We start from the raw sequence: 18,041 nt of genomic DNA, 5'->3' as shown, positions 1-18,041 counted from the left end.
GCCATAGTAGCGGCTGAATTTTCTATACCGGGACGCTCATTCCACGGCTGAAGAGTGATAAACATCATACCAGCATTCTCTCTAAGCGACCCAGCCATCATATCATATCCTGTTAGCGTGGTTACGCTTTTGACATTTGGATTTTTAGATACAACACTTTCTATAAATGCAGCATCTTCAAGAGTTCTTGGTAGGGTTGAGGCTGGAGGTAAATTTATGATGGTTAAAATACTTCCCTTATCCTCAGCTGGGACTAGTCCGCTAGGAATTATCTTAAATAGCTCAATCATCATAAAAATTATAATCCCAACGCTAATTAAGCTAATAATCACATGACGCAAAATCCTTGCTACACCAGCTGAGAATATCCTTGTTGAAAAGTCAAAAAATTCATTAAATTTACGCACAAACCAAAATGGTGGTTTCTCCTTTTTACGCAGTATTATCGCACAAAGTGCAGGAGTAAGAGTAAGAGCTACAAGCCCTGATATACACACAGATACAACCAAAGTTAGAGCAAATTGCTTTTGTATCACACCCACAAAACCTTCCATAAAAGAAACTGGGATAAATACCGCTGAAAGCACTAACACAATGGATATAACAGGTGCCATAATCTCATCCATAGCCTTGATGGTGGCTTCTTTGACGCTTAAATTTGGCTCTTCGTGTAAAATCCGCTCGACATTTTCTATAACGATAATGGCATCATCAACGACAATCCCAATAGCCAAAATAAGAGCAAAAAGGGTAATTAAATTTACAGAAAATCCCATTATATAAATTCCCGCAAATGCCCCCAAAATAGATACTGGAACGGTAAGCAGTGGAATAAAAGTAGCCCTAAGATTTCCTAAAAACATATATATAACTATCACAACCAAAATAATTGCTTCTATAAAGGTTTTAATAACCTCATCAATAGATACTTTGACAAATTCAGTCGTATCATATGCTACTCTATAGGTCATATCCCCTGGGAAACTCTCTTTTAACTGATCGACTCTAGCCTTTACAGCTTCAGCAGTTTCTAGGGCATTTGCACCACTTTGCAAAAATATAAGCACTGGCACCATACTACCACCATTAAAACGCCCAGCAAATGCATAACTTTGCGATCCAAGCTCTATACTAGCGACATCTTTTAATCTAATAATATTACCACTTAAATCAGCCCTTACTATAATATCTTCAAATTCGCTAATCTGCGTTAGCCTACCCTCTGGCTTGATAGAATATACATAAGGGTTACCCGTAGCCATAGGCTGCTCACCAATCTTGCCAGCTGCATATTGTGAATTTTGCTCTCTAATGGCCGCTATTACCTCATTTATAGTCATATTATAGTGTTTTAGCATTTCAGGCTTGATCCAAATTCGCATAGAATACTCTTTATTACCGATTACTACGGCATCCCCTACGCCTTTTACACGCTTTAGCTCATCTGCTATATTGATACTTACATAATTAGATAGCTCTGTATCATTCATCTTTTTGCTTGGATCATAAAATGCTAAAACCTCTAATATATTACTACTTCGCTCATCAACCTTTACGCCAACCCTACGCACCTCTTCTGGCAATTTTGATAGTATCGGACTTACTCTATTATTGACATTTACTGAAGCCGTTTGCGGATTGGTGCCAATTTCAAAAAATATATTTAAGCTCATAGTCCCAGATGAGCTTGATGTGCTTTGCATATATATCATATCATCAACGCCATTTATAGCCTCTTCTAATGGAGCGGCTACGGCACTGGCTATGGTTTGAGCATCAGCACCACTATATGTGGCTTGGACGACGATTTGTGGTGGGGTGAGTTGTGGATACTCCTCCACGGCGGCATTTTTAAGCCCGATTAAACCAGCTAAAACAATTATGATAGAGATAACGCACGCAAAAACTGGGCGATTTATAAAAAATTTAGAAAACATCTATTCGCCTTTTGTTGCTACAATCTGCACAAGCGAGCCATCTTTGATCTTTTTAAAATTATCCAAAACTACCTTATCTCCATCTTCTAATCCACTTGAGATTACTACGCTTATGGCATCTTGAGAGGCAATTTTAATGGCTTTTTTTACCACTTTATCATCTTGAACGACATATACAAATGGATTTACTAAATCTTGTAATACGGCAATTTGCGGAATTTTAAATCCATTTTTTTGATAAAATCCATGCACTTTAACAGCGGCAAATACTCCTGGGCGAATTTGGGTTTGGTTATTATCAAATTTAGCCTTTGCTTTTATCGTGCCACTATTTTGATCGATTACGCTATCGATAAAATTAATAGTCCCATTATACTCATTGCCATTACTTAGCCTAATCTCCACTTTAGAATCTAGCTGCTTCCACTGACCGCTTGCACTTTTTTCATCTATATTTAACTTATCAGTATCAGAAATGCCAAATTCTACAAATATCGGATTTAGCCTTGTGATACGCACTAGATCATTATCAGTAGCACTCACATATGAGCCAACATCTTTAAGAGTATCGCCAATCACCCCATCAAATGGTGCCCTAACCACCGAATAATCCAAATCCACTTTAGCGTTATTTAAATTTGCTAGTGCTGAGCCATACGCACTACTAGATGCGTCAAATTCTTTAGCTGATATTGCATTTTTAGATCTTAATATCACTGCTCTATCATATTGTGCTTTGGCGTTTTTATAAGTTGCTAGCTTCTCATTATAATTGGCTCTATATTTTGCTTCATCGATTTGATATAGCTTCTCTCCTTGTTTAATCGTGCTTCCAGGGGTAAAAAACTGCTTTTCAATGGAGCCAACTACCTTACCTTTGATAATCACATCCATATCACTAACAACTTGACCATTAAATTCAAGAGTTATCGGAATATCTCCCATCTTTGCTACCAATACGCTTACTGGCAATGCTGGAGCGGTTTGCTGAGTGCTATTTTTCTTACTATCGCTGCAGCTTACCATCATCAAAGCAGTAAAGCCAAGAGCCAAAATTCTCCCTAATTTATTCATACATAGCCTTTCAAATTTTTGCGATATTCTACAACAAATTTAATAAAAAAAAATTAATATAAGCAGTTTTAACCAAAAAAATGATTAATATTTTCCAGTTTTATCTTGATATTTATTATCAAAAGGAGAGCCAAATCTCCATTTGATAATTATTTTGAATTTAAAGCTTTTTCTAGCTCAATCTGTTTAGGATAGACAAAAATTGTTTTACGATCAACGCTAATTAACTCTTTATTATCATTAGCGTATGCATGAATCATAATATCTATTGGCGTATCGTGTCTAGTATCATTTACCAAAGTATGGGTGGTGCTTAGCACTACTATAATCTTCTTCTTGCCACCAGCTTTGAGAGTTATAGGCTTTAGAGGTCTATCGATTGCTATTTTAGTCTCATTGACATCAAAATAGTAAGAGTGCTCTGTATTATCTGTATTTTGGATTAAAAATGTATAGGCGTTTTGAACTTTTAAGCTATTATCATCAAGCACTTGAATGCTATATAGCTGGGTTGCTCTATTTATGTTTAGTAGCATATGCTCTTTTTTAGTCGTCATAACGCCAAGTGCGATTATAGCTACGCACAGCACAACCATATAAGCAATTGTTCTAAATCTAAAATATTTAACCTTATTTCCAGTTTTTACAGCCTTAGCACTTGTCCAGTTTATCAAACTTTTTTTACCAAGCTTACCCATCACTTCACTACACGCATCGCTACACTCTAAGCAGTTTATACACTCTAGTTGCATGCCTTTTCGTATATCAATGTGAGTTGGACAAACCCTCACACAAGCCTCACAGCCAATGCACTCTGCATCTGGGGCGGTAGGCTTTTTGCCTAATTTCATATGGCCATCATAAATTTTACCACCACGATTTTCATCATAGATTACTTGAATGGTATCATTATCAAACATAACGCTTTGAATTCTCGCATACGGACAGACATAAACGCAGAAATTCTCAGCCAAATACACCACATCAAATACTAAAAACGCACTAATTCCTATTAAAATTCCAACTAAAAGCTTATGCTCTGCTGGATTAGCAAGATAAGCAAAAAAATCCTCAGGTGGCACAAAATACCACATAAAATTACTCGCAGCGACAAAAGCAAGAGCTATCCAGATTATCACTGAGATAAATTTTTTAATGATGTTGCCATCAAATTCTTTTTGCTTGTCTTTAATATTTTTACGAATTCTAAGAATTTTGGTGCTGATTAAATCTCTATAAATTACACGAAATATCGTCTGCGGACAGGTCCATCCGCACCAAACCCTTCCGCCTAAAGTAGTCATAAAAAATATACTCAAAAACAAAATAATAAGCAAAAATGGCATCAAATATAGCTCTTGCATATCAAATGAAGTAAATAGCAAATGTAGCTGCTTTTTATCAAAGCTAAGCAAAAATAAATGATTGCCGTTAATACGAATAAATGGAGTTATCAAAGCTATTAAAGTAACGATAGAATAGACAATATAGCGTCGCTTCGTGTAGTGCGTAGGAGAGCAAGACATTTGGAATTTCCTTTGAATTTTTGGCGACGATTATATAACTTCTTATATTAAAACATAATTAATAAAAAATTTTATATTATTTGTAATGAGTATTTAAGTTAAATTTGATTAAAATTACAATTTTTAAATTTTAAACGAAAGGTGGTGAGGATCGTGCCAGGAGTTAAGGTACATCCAAACGAGTCTTTTGATGAGGCATACAGACGCTTTAAAAAGCAAACTGATCGTAACTTAGTAGTTACCGAAGTTCGCGCTAGAAGATTTTTCGAGCCTATGACTGAAGTTCGCAAAAAGCAGAAAATTTCAGCTCGTAAAAAAATGCTTAAAAGACTCTATATGCTTAGACGCTATGAGTCAAGACTCTAATACCATAATGACCGCTTCGGCGGTCTTTTTAACGCTATTTTTATAGCTTTTTTGAATTTAACTATATTTTCCATTACGTTTTAGATATGTGTAGGCAAATGATAGCACTCCGCAAAAATATTTATTAGTGATGGATTAGCAAAATTTAATCTTATAGCTAAATTTTACTTTAATATTAGCTAGTTTAAGTGCCTTAAAAAATTCCATAAAATGGTAAAAATGGCTAGTGTGGCAAAATATTTATCCTTTGGGGCTAGAGTTTTATCATTAAAGCTATCATCAAGATATTTAATAGCCTTATCAAATATTGAGTTTTCACTAACGATTGACGCTTCTATTTGTTTATAAACACTAATTAGCTTATTTGTGTCTAAATTTAGCATTTTTTCTCCTTTATTTATATTATTTTAACTTCGCCGCACGAGCTAAGCCCCACTTTGCGACCAAAGTTTAGCACTTTACAAAAACCTCGGCTAAAGCCGTCGCATTCGCTGGTTTTCAAGGAAACCACCCCTAAAGGTGTCGCATTCGCTGGTTTTGGAAACGCACTAAAGCCCCTACTTCGTAGGGTTACCCCTATTTTAACTTCGCCGCACGAGCTAAGCCCCACTTTGCGACAAGGAGCCACACTCCCTTGACCCACCTCTTGTGCTTTGAACTATCTTTGAGAAAGTTATCCATCCGACAAATGCGGATTTTTTTGGTTGGTTTTTCTATATCTTTTTAGCCTTTTTATAAACTTGATAAAGCTCATCTTGTGTTGGCTCGTTAGCTTCAGCTAGAAATTTAGCGTATTGCTTGGCTCTAGTTTCAGCTTTTTTATGCTTTGATTTGGTATAGTTTCACCCATAGCTTCTACTTCTTGTTTAGCTATTTGTGGGGCGTTTAAAGTAGAGAGCGTGTCCCCACCCCATACTATATCACCCTTAAATTTACCGCTATAAGCGGACAAGTTCGCGGTATCGCCTTTAACTTGTGAATTTGGCTTTCTTTTGTCTTTATTCAGTTTTGGATTTCTAAAAATCATTTTATCTTTTATATTTCTATCAAAATAAAATGTTATAATATCATCAGTAACCGTAGGTTGTGGTAATTCGGCGGTCGTCATGTCCCTACGGCTACTATCAACAACAACCCTAAATTTAACCCCTTCTTTATTTTCCCATTCGTAAATTCTAGCTCCATTTTTATCTATAAAAGGCTCTTTGTATGTTTTTATATACTCTCTTAAGGAGTTGCCTAAATTTAAAAGCTTCAGTCTTGATATAAGTTGCTTTTTTATCATTATAAGTTACATTGTGGATGCCTCTTATCTCTTTTTTAGCTTCAGATAAAGTTAAAAAATAAAAATTTTATCTTTATATATTTACCATAGATAAAAAATATTGATTTTAATTATCATTTAAGTAATTTGTTGCTACAATTCTATTTAGTTTTTGATAAGCAATATCAAAATATAATATTTAGGAGTAAATTTATCTTTATTTACGGAGAATTTAATGTTAGCATATTTTTATACTGGCGGTCCATTTATGTGGCCTATATTTTTCCTTTTTGTTTTGTCATTTGGGGTAATACTTGAAAAGCTCTGTTACTTTCTGATTTACGAACTAGATGCCACGGCAAAATTTAAGATGAAGTTAGCAACTCTAATCAACAGCAACAAAGATGAAGAGGTAAAAATTTTATGCCAAAAATATAAAAATACAATTGCTAAAACTACTATTTTTGTGCTTGAAAGTGTAAATTTTAAACTAGATACAAAATCGCAAATAGACTACATTATTGAAGAGGCTATAAATGATAAAATTGTAAATTTGGAAAAACATAACTGGATTCTTAGAATGTGTGCAAGCGTAGCTCCGCAACTTGGGCTTTTAGGCACAATTACTGGAATGATTAGATCATTTGCTGGATTAAGTGGCGGAGCAAATGCACCAGAGGTAGCCATAGGAATTTCAGAAGCACTCTACACCACAGCAGCCGGTCTAATAGTAGCAATTCCTTGCTTAATAATTCATCTAATGATAAACAAGAAAATAGATTATATTTTAAATGACTTAAATAGAACAATTGGGCTTTTTAGCAGGAGAATTGCATGAAATTTGTAAGAAGAGAACAAAATAAAATCGGCAGAATTTCTATGCTAAATTTGATCGATGTTATCTTTGTTTTGTTGCTATTTTTTATGCTAACAACAACATTTAACAAACTTACTCATTTTAATGTAAATTTACCGCAGACTACTACTGAATTTGAAAAAGATAATAACTTACCAGTAGAATTATTTTATGAAATAAATGAAAAAATTACATTAAAAATTGGCGAAATAGAGCAAATTTTAAGTATAGACGCATTAAAAAATTTCATCTCGAATTTGGATGAAAATCATAAAAATAGTATCAAAATAAGCGCCGATGAAGGGCTTGAATATAAGAAAATTATCGATCTTATTTCTATTTTAAAAGATGCAAATGTCAATAATGTAGAGTTAAATATAAGAAAAAATTAAACCAATAATTTAGGAGTTAAAATGATAAACAAATTTGCTATTTTTAGTCTATGCGCCACATCAGCTATCGCTCTTAATGCCGCTGATACCAAGCTTGATACCACAGTCATCACGGCTACAGGCTTTGAGAGTCCCTTAAAAGATGAAACTAGAAATGTTTCTATCATCACAGCTGATGAGATCCAAGGGCGAGGGTATGCTAGCGTCCAAGAGATCTTAGAAAAAGTTCCAAGTGTAACCTTCGTCAATCCTGGATTTGGCGATACGGTAGATCTTAGAGGTCAAGGAAGCAAAGCCAATACATCTGTAAAAGTATTGATTAACGGAATTGGGTTAAATATGCTAGACACTGCTCATGCTGTAGTTCCAATCAATATGATAAATGTCGATGATATAGAAAGAATTGAGGTAATCCCAGGCGGAGGAAGTGTGCTTTATGGTGGAGGTACTGCAGGTGGCGTTATAAACATAATTACAAAGCAAAAGCCTGAGGATTTTTTTGCTAATATTTCAGCTAAATTTGGCTCATACTCTCACAGATCTACAAATTTAGCTCTAGGGGTAAAAGCAACCGATGATTTATATTTAAAATTTAACGCAAAAGCCTTCAGCGAAAATGGCTATAGATATAATGAAAGAAATAGAGGATATTATACAAGCGGATCAGCTATCTATCAGATAACAGATACTCAAAACATAACACTAAATACAAACTACTATAGCTCAAAAATAGACACAACAAGCTCAATAACAAAAGATGAGCTTAATAATAATAGAAAAGCAGCAGGAAGTGATAAAACATTCCAAAAAGATAGACAACTCGATATTAGCCTAGACTACTCTATTAAGCCAGTTGATGAGCTCGAAATTCGAATAATGCCATATTATCAAAAAATAAAAATGACACCAGATATTTTCTCATCATATGTTACTTATGGTCTTTTCGAAGATGAAAAAAAGGGCGTAAAAACAAAAGGTAGATATGATTATGGTAGTGGCGAATTTGTAGCTGGATACGAATATGAGAAAAATGATGGAGCAAGAAGCTCTATTATGGATATGAATATGCCAACAGGGGGGGGGCGCTATCATAATGATATAAATGTAGATATAACAAAAAATACTCACTCTATATACGCACTTCAAAGGCATGAGTTTAATAGCTGGTTTTCTTTAGGTGCTGGGGCAAGATATGAGTGGGCTGATTATACAAATAGCAGAACTACAAATGTGAATATGACAACAAATGGAATGCCACCTAGACCTATAAATACCACAGATAGCATACAAAATAACACTGATATTAATACTTATGCATTTGAAATTACGCCAAATTTCAAATATTCAGATACTGGGAATGTTTATTTAAAATTTGAGCGTGGCTTTATATCGCCAAGTCCAGTTCAATTAACAGATAAAGATCAAATCAAAGGCTACTCATTTAATAATTTAAAGCCAGAGATATTTAGGACATATGAAGTTGGTATAAAAGATTTAATTTTTGGTCAATTCTCAAGTGCTACAATCTTTAAAACAGATACAACTGATGAGATTGTTTATGAAGAGCTTGGTGGTGGTCGCCACGCTCAAGCTTGGAGATATTATAATCTCTCAAAAACTCGCCGTTATGGAATTGAGCTATATTCAGAGCAATGGCTATTTGACCAATTAAAACTAAGTCAAACATTCTCATATATTAATGCACAGATAAAAGAGGGCAAAGATAATGGAAAAAGAGTGCCACTTGTCCCAAGAACTAAATTTGTGCTAGGAGTTGATTATCTGCCAATTAAAAAGCTTACAATTTTAAGTAATTTTAAATATTTTGATAGCACGGTTGATAGCAACTATGATAAGATAAAAGATCGTTTTATCGTTGATATTGGCACAAAATATGACTTTGCAAAAAATATCTCAATGTCAGCTGGAATAAAAAATCTATTTAATGAAAGGTATAACACATATCAAAATAAAAAACAAAATAGCTATATTCCAGCACCTGAGAGAAATTTTTATGCTGAGTTTAAATACACATTTTAAGGCATAAAATGAGATATTTCTTGCTCTCTCTCATTATAAATTTGGTGATATTATTTTTGCCACTGCACTCAGATGAAGCAATAACTACCCCAAAAAAGATCACTATAAAATTAAATGAAACAAAGGGGCAAGAAACTCCAAAAATCGAGCCAAAACCAAAAAAAGAGGAGATAAAACAAGATCTAGTAGAGGAATTAACAAAAATCGAAAAGGCAAAAGATGAGCCTATAAAAGAAGCTCAAAAATCCAAACCACAGCCAAAACCAAAAAAAGTGCTTAAAGATATACACAAAGTAGAAAAAATAGAGCAAATAAGCGAAATTTCAATTCAAAATCAATTTGATAAATCACAAATTTCAAATAAAACAACTCAAAATATAGTTAATGAGTTTAAAAAAAGCGAAGATGTCTGCCTAGAAGGGGTTGGCTTTATAATCACAAATAAAATAGAACCAACCTACCCTAAAAAAGCACTTTTATTAAAGCTTAGAGATACTTTTATAGTTGAAGTTGAATTTCAAATAAACAAAGATGGAAGTATTAAAATTCTAAAAGTCAATGGAAAGAGTGAAATTTTTAATGACCAAGCTAAAATATTAACCCAAAAGCTGGATATCAAGGTACTTAAAGATGGTATTAGTAATTGTAAAATTATAAAACCATATGAATTTAAATTTAAAGGATAAAAGGTGCTTATAGAGATAAAATGCCACAAAATGCCAAGCCTTAATAGATCGCAAATAGTAGAATTTTGTAAAATAGATGGATGCTTAAGCATTAAAAGAGAAATACTAAAATACCATAAATTTGATATTTTTTGGAAAAATAGTATCGCAAATATAGTAAGCTTATTTAAAAAGGATTTGGCGTGAAAAAAATTGTCATTTTTTCATCACTTACAGGAAATACAAAAAAAGTCGCAAATAGCATTGCTAGTGCGTTAAATTGTAAAAGCATAAATTATACCCAAATCTCATTACAAGAGTTAGAAAATTATGATTTTATAGCTATAGGATTTTACATAGACAAAGGCGATATGGATAGTGATTTTAAGGGCTTTACAAGCCAAATTCGCTCTAAAAAAATAGGGCTTTTTATAACAATGGGCGGAGATACAAATAGCGAATATGCAAAAAATGCTATAGATGGATTTAAGGCTAAATTTATTTCGCAAGGAAATGAGATTTTAGTTACTTTTTATTCCCAAGGCGCGATCGATCCAAAAATTATAGAAAAAATGCGAGAAATGGCAAAAATTTATCCAAATGATAAACGCTATAAAATCACGCCAGAAAAAGAAGCTAGATGGCTACAAGCAAGCACCCATCCTGATAAAACTGACTTAGAAAATGCAAAAAACGCATTTTTAGCACTGAAAATTTAGAGGTAAAAAGTGAAATTCTATTTAAAATCTACATTTGAGCTTATCTTGATTTTATTCTTAATTTTTGCCGTTATATCTAGAGCTATTATCACGCATTTAGGGCATAATTTTGTATATAATATTCGCTTAAAAATCGTAAAAGAGATATTAAATGCAAAATTTTGAAAGCATAAATAAAATTCCAAAAAACAAGCTCTTAGCATCATTAACTAGCGATATAACAAGCATCAGTATGGGTTTTGGTTCAATTCCTGAGGCTTTACAAGGAGCTTTTATTTTAATTTCCACGCTTGGCTATATAGCATATCTATCACCTGGTATTGGGATTTTGGTTATGCTTTGCCTAGCTGTTATGATTGTTATAAGTTTTTATTTTATGAAAAGAACTTATACATATTTTAGCAGACATAGACTTGGCAAAAACACACTTTATAAGGATTATTCTGAGTGTATTGAAGGCCAAAAAAAGCGTTTAGCTCTTATAAATGCTCTTTTAGAAAATAGAAGTTTATTGCTTCTTGATGAGTGGGCGACCAATCAAGATCCAAACTTTAAAGCCATTTTTTATAATGAAATTTTACCTTATCTAAACTCACTTGGATTTACTATTATATTAATTAGTCATGATGGTAGATATTTTTATGCTGCACAAAAAATTTATGAGATAAAAAATGAAAAGATTAAGATTTAGCTCAGATTGTAATGCAGCTTGAGCTAAACTTTAATTTTAAGGAGAAAAAATGAAAAATAATGCAATTAAGCATATGAATGAGGAGCACGGCGATATAGTCGAGGCAATGGCGATAAAATTTGGCTCACTACAAAATGCCAAAGATGCAAAAATAGTAGATATTGATGAAGATGGTTTGGATATTGATGTTGATGGAAATTTAATAAGAGTTCCATTTGCTAAAAAAGCCAATCAAAATGGCGAAGGATACAAAGATGCGATAATGGAAATTTGTAAAGATTTAAAGCCAAGCGGTGATAAGCTTGTAAAGATTTCAGCTCAATTAATTGAATTTATAGATAGCAATAATAGCGTCATAATTTCTAGCCTAAAAAATGGTATGCCATTTTCATCTTATGCACCAGCTATGAGAAAAGATGATGAAATTTTAGCTTTAATCTCATCAGTAGCGCCTCACTATAAAAATTTAATATCAAATCCAGATAAGGTTTCAATTCTTTTCTTACAAGATGAAAGCAAGGCAAACACGATATTTGCACGAATTAGGGCTAGCTGGGAAGCAAAGGCAAATTTTGATAAAAATAGCCAATTAAGAGAGTTTTTCTTTGACGAAATAACCAAAAAATTTCCACAAGATCAAGCGGCAAATTTTATAAGAGAAATGAGCGATTTTGAAGTTATTAGATTTAGTCTAACAAATGGTAGATTTGTGCGTGGTTTTGGTGCGGCTTACGATATGGTTGGGTTTAAGATTTTATCCCAAGCCGATGGCGTAAATCCTCACAATATGCCTCACAAACACGGAAAATAATATGCAAAAAGCTTGGCGGACAAATTTATTTTTTATAGCTTTATGCATTTTTTTGGTAATCTATTCGCTAAGTGTTGGTGGGGCAGATATAAGTTTTGGCGATATTTTAAAATTATTTAGCGACCCAAATAGTATAGATGAGGCGAAAAAAACAATTTTACTTGAAATAAGACTTCCAAGACTTATTATGGCATTATTGATTGGAATGCTTTTAGCAAGTAGTGGCGTAATAGTACAAAGCGTATTTTTAAATCCACTTGCTGATCCATATATTATAGGAATTGCAGCAAGTGCGACATTTGGTGCGGTTATTGCATACTTCTTAAAACTCCCAGATATTTATTATGGGGTTTTTGCTTTTTTTGTAGCCTCAGCACTATCTTTAGTGATTTTTAGCCTGTATAAAAAAGGGAAAAGTATAGCTACCTTGCTAATAATTGGTATCGCCTTTAGCTCTTTTTTAGGAGCATTTACGAGCTTTGCTACATATTTGATTGGCGAAGATAGCTTTAAGATAGTTGCTTGGATGATGGGGTTTTTAAGTGGAGCAACTTGGGAGAAAGTGGCTATTTTGATAGTTCCAGTGATTTTTTCTACAATGTATTTTTACTTTAAAAGACATGAATTAAATGTGCTTTTAAGCGGAGATGATGAGGCAAAAACCCTTGGCGTGAATGTTCAAAAGAGTAAGAAAATACTGCTTATAATAGCAAGTCTCGCAACTGCTTTTAGCGTGGCATTTACAGGAATGATAGGATTTGTAGGACTCATAATTCCACATACACTAAGATTAATTCTTAAAACTTCAAGTAATGCAACTCTAATTCCAGCTTCATTAATTGTGGGAGCTTTATTCTTACTATTTTGTGATAACTTAAGCAAAAGTATTTTATCTCCAATAGAAATTCCAATAGGCGTTGTTACGGCATTTTTCGGTGCTCCATTTTTTCTATTTTTAGCAATAAAACAAGGAAAAGCTAGTGGGTGAAATTTGCGTAAAAGATCTAAGCTTTGGCTATGATAAAAGCCTTATTTTAGAAAATATAAATTTAAGTGCTAAAAGTGGCGAATTTATTGGAATTTTAGGTGCAAATGGTTCTGGAAAAAGCACACTTTTAAAAAATCTTTTAAGATTAATCGAGCCAAAAAGCGGTATTATCAAAATCAATGATAAACCACTAAAAAAATACACACTAAAAGAGCTTGCACAAACCATTGGTTTTGTCCCGCAAAAATCGGCTATATCTATGCCTTTAAGCGTTTTTGATATTCTCTTGATGGGTAGATTTTCATATCTAAAAAATAGCTTTGAAAACTACTCAAATATGGATATAAAAAAGGTCAATGAGATTATGGATCTGCTAAAAATTTCTAAATTTAAAGATAGAATAGCAAACTCATTAAGCGGTGGCGAATTTCAAAGAGTGTTACTTGCAAGAGCACTAATTAGTGAGCCAAAAGCCCTATTTTTAGACGAACCAACAAGTGCGCTTGATTTACACTATGCTGTAGAGATGATGAAAATTTGCAAAAATCTAACAAAAAAGTTAAATTTACTAAGCTTAATGGTAATTCATGATTTAAATCTTGCTAGTATGTTTTGTGATAGATTAATTATGCTAAAAGATGGCAAAATTTGCTATAGTGGTGCTCCAAGAGAGCTTTTTAAGAAGGAAATTTTGAAAGAAATCTATTGCCTAGATTGCGAAATTATCGAATATAATGGCTCATTTTTTGTTATAGCTTCAAAGGATTAAAATGAAAAAATTTATTATATTAATTTTAGTTGCGTTTTTTGCTTTAAATTTAAATGCTAAACGCCTTGTTGTACTTGATCCAGCCATTATTGAGATGCTTTACATGCTTGAAGCTCAAGATGAAATTGTCGCTATCGCACAGCCGACAACTTCAAAAATTTGGCCCGAAAATCTAACGCAAAATCTCACTAGCGTTGGCACTTACACTAAGCCAAATTTAGAAAAAATTATCGAGCTAAAGCCAGATCTTGTGATTGCTAGTTTTCACTCCATCAATACAATAAGTGAGCTTAAAAAATTCGACATAAATGCCACAATCTTTGAGGCTAATAGCCTTGAAAATATATACTCAAATATAGAAAAAATCGGAGAAATAGTCCAAAAGAGCTCTAAAGCTAAAGAAATTATTTCTTCGCTAAAAAACTCATTAAATAATGCTATAAACTCTGATAATCTAAAAGGAAAAAAGGTTGCGATTTTGTTTTCAACAAATCCAATTATGGCATTTAATAACCAAACTTTGCCAGGCGATATTATCTCAAAGCTTGGATTAGAAAACATAGTAACTGATACAAAAGCAAAATCACCCATTTTGCCAATAGAGATGCTACTTACTGCAAATCCTGATTTTATCGTAGTTATCGGAGATAATGAGCAAAAAAATAGCTTGATAAAAACATATCCAGCACTAAAAGGAGTAAAAGCTGCAAAAAATGGAAAAATCATATCCATTCCTTCATCGCTTTTATTAAGAGGAACGCCTAGAATAGAAAAGGGAATTCAAATTCTGCTAAAAGAGATGAGATAGAGTAATAAACCAAATATAGCATAATCTGTTTTCTTAATAAAAATTTGCTAAGAAAACATAAAATAATATTTTAGCTATAAAAGTCTAATTCAAATCATAAATAAACACTCAAAAGGCGTAAATTTTACATGATGTTATGCTATTTATTTTCATAATTTTTAAAGTTATACACCTTTACTACTAGGATATTTGGCTTAGCTATGATTTTCAGTGGCGGACAGAGAGGGATTTGAACCCCCGAAGGCTTTCACCTTACACGCGTTCCAGGCGTGCTCCTTCAACCACTCGGACATCTGCCCAAAACAACAAAAAATTAAAATGATTAAATAAAACACAAGCTCAAAAGAGCAAGTGTCTTTACAAAAAGGAGGTTATTTGTTTAGGAGTTTTGATTATATAATTAATTCTTTAACATATAATAAATATAAACTAAAGTAAAAATTATTAAGACAAAATTTGATATAATCATAATAAAAAGGATAAAAATGCTAACTCATTTAAATGAAAAAAATATGCCAAAGATGGTAGATGTAAGCAATAAAGATATAACCAAACGCATAGCAATTGCTAGTGGAGTAATCACAATGTCTAAAGATGCCTACACAGCTATCAAGAATAATACCGCCAAGAAGGGTCCGGTCTTGCAAACTGCTGTGGTTGCTGCTGTGATGGGTGCTAAACGCACTAGCGATCTAATCCCAATGTGCCATCCACTTGCTATAAATTCAGTTGATATAGATATAGTAGATATGCAAGAATTGCTAGGATTTAAGCTCATTGCCAAGGTGGCAACTCAAGGCAAAACTGGCGTAGAGATGGAGGCGCTTAGTGCTGTTAGTGTGGGGCTTCTTACCATCTATGATATGATAAAAGCGATTGATAAATCAATGATAATAAGCGATATAAAACTAGAGTCAAAAAGTGGCGGAAAAAGCGGAGAATATAGGAGAGAAGATGGCTTACATTTGTGAAATAAATGGTAAAAAACCAGAAATAATCTACCCAACATTTTGGGAATATAAGATAATTTTTGATAGCTCAAGCGATGAAAAAAGCATAATCAAAGAGTGCGTAGGAGATAGAAAGCATAAGCTTAAAATCTCTCACACAAGCAAAAATGGTAAATTTAAAAGCTTCAATCTAAGCGTATTGGTAAATAGCGATACCGAGCGTTTGGAGCTATTTACCTTGCTTAAAAAATACTCTAAATTTGTATTATAAATTGACTTTATTTAATCATCTCTTTAGCTATATTTGCTATATTTGTAGCACTAAATCCAAAATGCTTAAATAACTCATCAGCTGGGGCTGAGGCTCCAAAAGAGCTCATTCCAAGCACATTATCAGCAAATTTATACCACTCAAGCGCACTTGCAGCCTCTACGGCTAAAACCTTAGTATTAGGCAAAAATACACGCTCGATATAGCTACCATCTTGCTTGCATAAAAGCTCAAAGCAAGGAGCTGAGACGACATTTACACCAATACCGCTATTTTCTAGCAATCTAGATGCTTCAAGGCATAATCCAACCTCGCTACCGCTAGCTACAAGTGTTATTTGCGGATTTTGGCTCTCTTTGATTAGATATGCACCATTTTCCACGCTACCAAATTTAGGCTCATCTAATGGATTTAGCCCCTGTCTTGAGCAGACAAAACCACAAGGAGCATTTAGCTTAAGGGCGATCTTCCAGCACTCCACATTTTCAGCACCATCAGCAGGACGAAAAGTATAGAAATTTGGCATAGCTCTAAATGTGCTAAGCTGCTCGATTGGCTCATGTGTTGGGCCATCTTCTCCAACGCCTATACTATCATGCGTCCAGATAAAATAGTGCCTAAGCCCCATAAGTGCTGCTAGTCTAGCCCCAGCCTTAAGATAATCACTAAATATAAAAAATGTCGCACTAAAAGGGATAAAAATCCCATATCTAGCATACGCGTTACAAATCGCCGCCATGGCGTGCTCTCTAATGCCAAAATGCAAATTTTTGCCATTTGGATAATCGCCAAATCCTTTTAGCTCGGTTTTATTGCTTGGAGCTAGATCAGCACTACCACCGATAAATCCAGGTAAAGCAGCGGCAATAGCATTTAAAATTTTACCATTGCTATCCCTTGTTGCCATCTTTTGACCTTTTAATACAGGGAATTCAATCTTGCTAAAATCAGGATTTAAAAGCAAATTTAAAAGCTCTTTTTTCTCTTTATCTAGCTCACTTACCCTCTTATCCCACACAGCATTTGCCAAATCGCCCCTTTCAAGTGCGAGATTAAACCAAAATTTCACATCATCATCAACAAAAAAAGTTAAATTCGGATCAAATCCCGCCGCCTCCTTAGCCTTAGCTATCACCTCTTCACCAAGCGGAGTACCATGTGCGTGATGGCTTCCTTCTAGCTTACCAGCACCTTTGGCGATCTTTGTTTTAGCAATTATTAAGTATGGTTTTGTCTTGTTTTTGGCCTCATTTAGAGCAAATTCAATCTCATCATAGCTATGTCCATCAATCTTAGCCACCTCAAATCCCGCCGCCTCAAACCTTACCTTAACATCCTCAGACCACGCTATAGCCGTATCGCCCTCTATAGTAATCTCATTGCTATCATAAATTATTACTAAATTATCCAAATTATGCTTACCAGCTAAGGCGCAAGCCTCATAGCTAATCCCCTCTTGTAAATCTCCATCCCCACATAAGCAATAGACCTTATGATTAATAATATCACTACCCAATAAATTCTCAGCTGATTTAGCCGCCATCGCAAAGCCAACAGCATTTGCAACGCCTTGACCAAGTGGCCCAGTAGCAATCTCCACGCCAGGAGTCTCGATCTCTGGATGACCTGGAGTTTTAGAGTTAAGCTGACGAAAAGCCTTTAAATCATCTATGCTAATATCATACCCACTAAGATGTAAAAAGCTATAAACCAAGCTACTAGCATGACCACCACTAAATACTAATCTATCGCGGTTTAGCCAAGTTGGATTTTTGGGATTGTGATTTAAATGAGTGCTTAAAACCGCAACTATATCAGCTAACCCCATCGGAGCACCTGGGTGACCTGAATTTGCCTTTTGTACCATATCAGCACATAGAAATCTTATCGTATCAGCTTGCTTTTTATACATTT

Annotated in this window: 21 protein-coding genes and 1 tRNA gene; 15 read left to right on the top strand and 7 right to left on the bottom strand. The window is 33.9% G+C overall.

What is annotated here, in order from left to right:
• The 3 genes from CSUIS19072_RS02640 to ccoG all read right to left on the bottom strand — a co-directional run.
• Positions 1–1,937 (bottom strand): efflux RND transporter permease subunit (locus CSUIS19072_RS02640; RefSeq protein WP_337212024.1); only part of this gene is annotated, 1,937 nt, incomplete at its 3' end.
• On the bottom strand, positions 1,938–3,011 hold the full coding sequence (locus CSUIS19072_RS02635) for an efflux RND transporter periplasmic adaptor subunit (RefSeq protein ID WP_086292845.1): 1,074 nt from the start codon (positions 3,009–3,011) through the stop codon (positions 1,938–1,940).
• A gap of 149 nt (positions 3,012–3,160) precedes the next feature.
• The gene (gene ccoG, locus CSUIS19072_RS02630; protein WP_086237456.1) at positions 3,161–4,537 is read right to left on the bottom strand and encodes a cytochrome c oxidase accessory protein CcoG; all 1,377 of its coding nucleotides are present in this window, start codon (positions 4,535–4,537) and stop codon (positions 3,161–3,163) included.
• A gap of 153 nt (positions 4,538–4,690) precedes the next feature.
• On the opposite strand from ccoG, the gene rpsU reads away from it, so the two are divergent.
• A complete protein-coding gene (rpsU, locus tag CSUIS19072_RS02625; protein ID WP_086237457.1) occupies positions 4,691–4,903 on the top strand; it encodes a 30S ribosomal protein S21 in 213 nt (70 codons plus the stop codon).
• A gap of 179 nt (positions 4,904–5,082) precedes the next feature.
• Here the strand turns inward: rpsU and CSUIS19072_RS02620 are convergent, their stop codons facing one another.
• Positions 5,083–5,286 carry a hypothetical protein gene (locus CSUIS19072_RS02620; RefSeq protein ID WP_086237458.1) on the bottom strand — a complete coding sequence of 68 codons (204 nt, stop codon included), beginning with the start codon at positions 5,284–5,286 and terminating at the stop codon, positions 5,083–5,085.
• 395 nt (positions 5,287–5,681) lie between these two features.
• Positions 5,682–6,188, bottom strand: coding sequence for a hypothetical protein (locus tag CSUIS19072_RS02615; protein ID WP_086237459.1), 507 nt, complete (start codon positions 6,186–6,188; stop codon positions 5,682–5,684).
• A gap of 214 nt (positions 6,189–6,402) precedes the next feature.
• Between CSUIS19072_RS02615 and CSUIS19072_RS02610 the strand changes: the two genes are divergently transcribed.
• Genes CSUIS19072_RS02610 through CSUIS19072_RS02555 form a run of 12 tightly spaced genes read left to right on the top strand, consistent with a single transcriptional unit; the run spans position 6,403 to position 14,906 of the window.
• A complete protein-coding gene (locus tag CSUIS19072_RS02610; RefSeq protein WP_086242379.1) occupies positions 6,403–7,005 on the top strand; it encodes a MotA/TolQ/ExbB proton channel family protein in 603 nt (200 codons plus the stop codon).
• Entirely contained in the window at positions 7,002–7,415 is a 414-nt protein-coding gene (locus CSUIS19072_RS02605; RefSeq protein WP_086237461.1) for an ExbD/TolR family protein, read from the top strand. The genes CSUIS19072_RS02610 and CSUIS19072_RS02605 overlap by 4 nt, the downstream gene beginning before the upstream one ends.
• A gap of 21 nt (positions 7,416–7,436) precedes the next feature.
• Positions 7,437–9,455, top strand: coding sequence for a TonB-dependent receptor (locus CSUIS19072_RS02600; protein ID WP_086292847.1), 2,019 nt, complete (start codon positions 7,437–7,439; stop codon positions 9,453–9,455).
• A gap of 8 nt (positions 9,456–9,463) precedes the next feature.
• Positions 9,464–10,141 carry a hypothetical protein gene (locus CSUIS19072_RS02595; protein WP_086237463.1) on the top strand — a complete coding sequence of 226 codons (678 nt, stop codon included), beginning with the start codon at positions 9,464–9,466 and terminating at the stop codon, positions 10,139–10,141.
• 3 nt (positions 10,142–10,144) lie between these two features.
• The gene (locus CSUIS19072_RS02590; RefSeq protein ID WP_086237464.1) at positions 10,145–10,327 is read left to right on the top strand and encodes a hypothetical protein; all 183 of its coding nucleotides are present in this window, start codon (positions 10,145–10,147) and stop codon (positions 10,325–10,327) included.
• Positions 10,324–10,839, top strand: a complete 516-nt coding sequence (locus tag CSUIS19072_RS02585) for a flavodoxin family protein (protein WP_086242380.1) — start codon at positions 10,324–10,326, stop codon at positions 10,837–10,839. Before CSUIS19072_RS02590 ends, CSUIS19072_RS02585 begins: the two co-directional genes overlap by 4 nt.
• A gap of 9 nt (positions 10,840–10,848) precedes the next feature.
• A complete protein-coding gene (locus tag CSUIS19072_RS02580) occupies positions 10,849–11,004 on the top strand; it encodes a hypothetical protein (RefSeq protein ID WP_180379378.1) in 156 nt (51 codons plus the stop codon).
• The gene (locus CSUIS19072_RS02575) at positions 10,991–11,530 is read left to right on the top strand and encodes a hypothetical protein (protein ID WP_086237466.1); all 540 of its coding nucleotides are present in this window, start codon (positions 10,991–10,993) and stop codon (positions 11,528–11,530) included. Before CSUIS19072_RS02580 ends, CSUIS19072_RS02575 begins: the two co-directional genes overlap by 14 nt.
• A gap of 49 nt (positions 11,531–11,579) precedes the next feature.
• Positions 11,580–12,341 (top strand): HugZ family heme oxygenase, encoded by a 762-nt coding sequence (locus tag CSUIS19072_RS02570; protein ID WP_086237467.1) that lies wholly within the window; start codon positions 11,580–11,582, stop codon positions 12,339–12,341.
• Position 12,342: 1 nt separating this feature from the next.
• Positions 12,343–13,329 carry a FecCD family ABC transporter permease gene (locus tag CSUIS19072_RS02565; RefSeq protein ID WP_086292849.1) on the top strand — a complete coding sequence of 329 codons (987 nt, stop codon included), beginning with the start codon at positions 12,343–12,345 and terminating at the stop codon, positions 13,327–13,329.
• Position 13,330: 1 nt separating this feature from the next.
• On the top strand, positions 13,331–14,098 hold the full coding sequence (locus CSUIS19072_RS02560; RefSeq protein ID WP_086237588.1) for an ABC transporter ATP-binding protein: 768 nt from the start codon (positions 13,331–13,333) through the stop codon (positions 14,096–14,098).
• 1 nt (position 14,099) lies between these two features.
• Positions 14,100–14,906 (top strand): ABC transporter substrate-binding protein, encoded by an 807-nt coding sequence (locus tag CSUIS19072_RS02555; RefSeq protein WP_086292851.1) that lies wholly within the window; start codon positions 14,100–14,102, stop codon positions 14,904–14,906.
• A gap of 211 nt (positions 14,907–15,117) precedes the next feature.
• Here CSUIS19072_RS02555 and CSUIS19072_RS02550 read toward each other — a convergent pair.
• Positions 15,118–15,205, bottom strand: a tRNA-Ser gene (locus CSUIS19072_RS02550).
• A 186-nt stretch (positions 15,206–15,391) separates the two neighbouring features.
• Here CSUIS19072_RS02550 and moaC point away from each other — a divergent pair.
• Entirely contained in the window at positions 15,392–15,877 is a 486-nt protein-coding gene (moaC, locus tag CSUIS19072_RS02545) for a cyclic pyranopterin monophosphate synthase MoaC (protein WP_086237469.1), read from the top strand.
• Entirely contained in the window at positions 15,861–16,127 is a 267-nt protein-coding gene (locus CSUIS19072_RS02540; RefSeq protein WP_086237470.1) for an HP0495 family protein, read from the top strand. The genes moaC and CSUIS19072_RS02540 overlap by 17 nt, the downstream gene beginning before the upstream one ends.
• 7 nt (positions 16,128–16,134) lie before the next feature.
• Here the strand turns inward: CSUIS19072_RS02540 and tkt are convergent, their stop codons facing one another.
• Positions 16,135–18,039: a transketolase gene (gene tkt / locus CSUIS19072_RS02535; protein ID WP_086292853.1), complete on the bottom strand. Its 1,905-nt coding sequence runs from the start codon at positions 18,037–18,039 to the stop codon at positions 16,135–16,137.
• Positions 18,040–18,041 lie beyond the last annotated feature (2 nt).

This window comes from Campylobacter sp. RM19072, from assembly GCF_024723485.1.
GTDB classification, from domain to species: domain Bacteria; phylum Campylobacterota; class Campylobacteria; order Campylobacterales; family Campylobacteraceae; genus Campylobacter; species Campylobacter porcelli.
The sequence above is the reverse complement of the archived record's forward strand: the minus strand, read 5'-3'. Positions and strand labels throughout refer to the sequence as shown.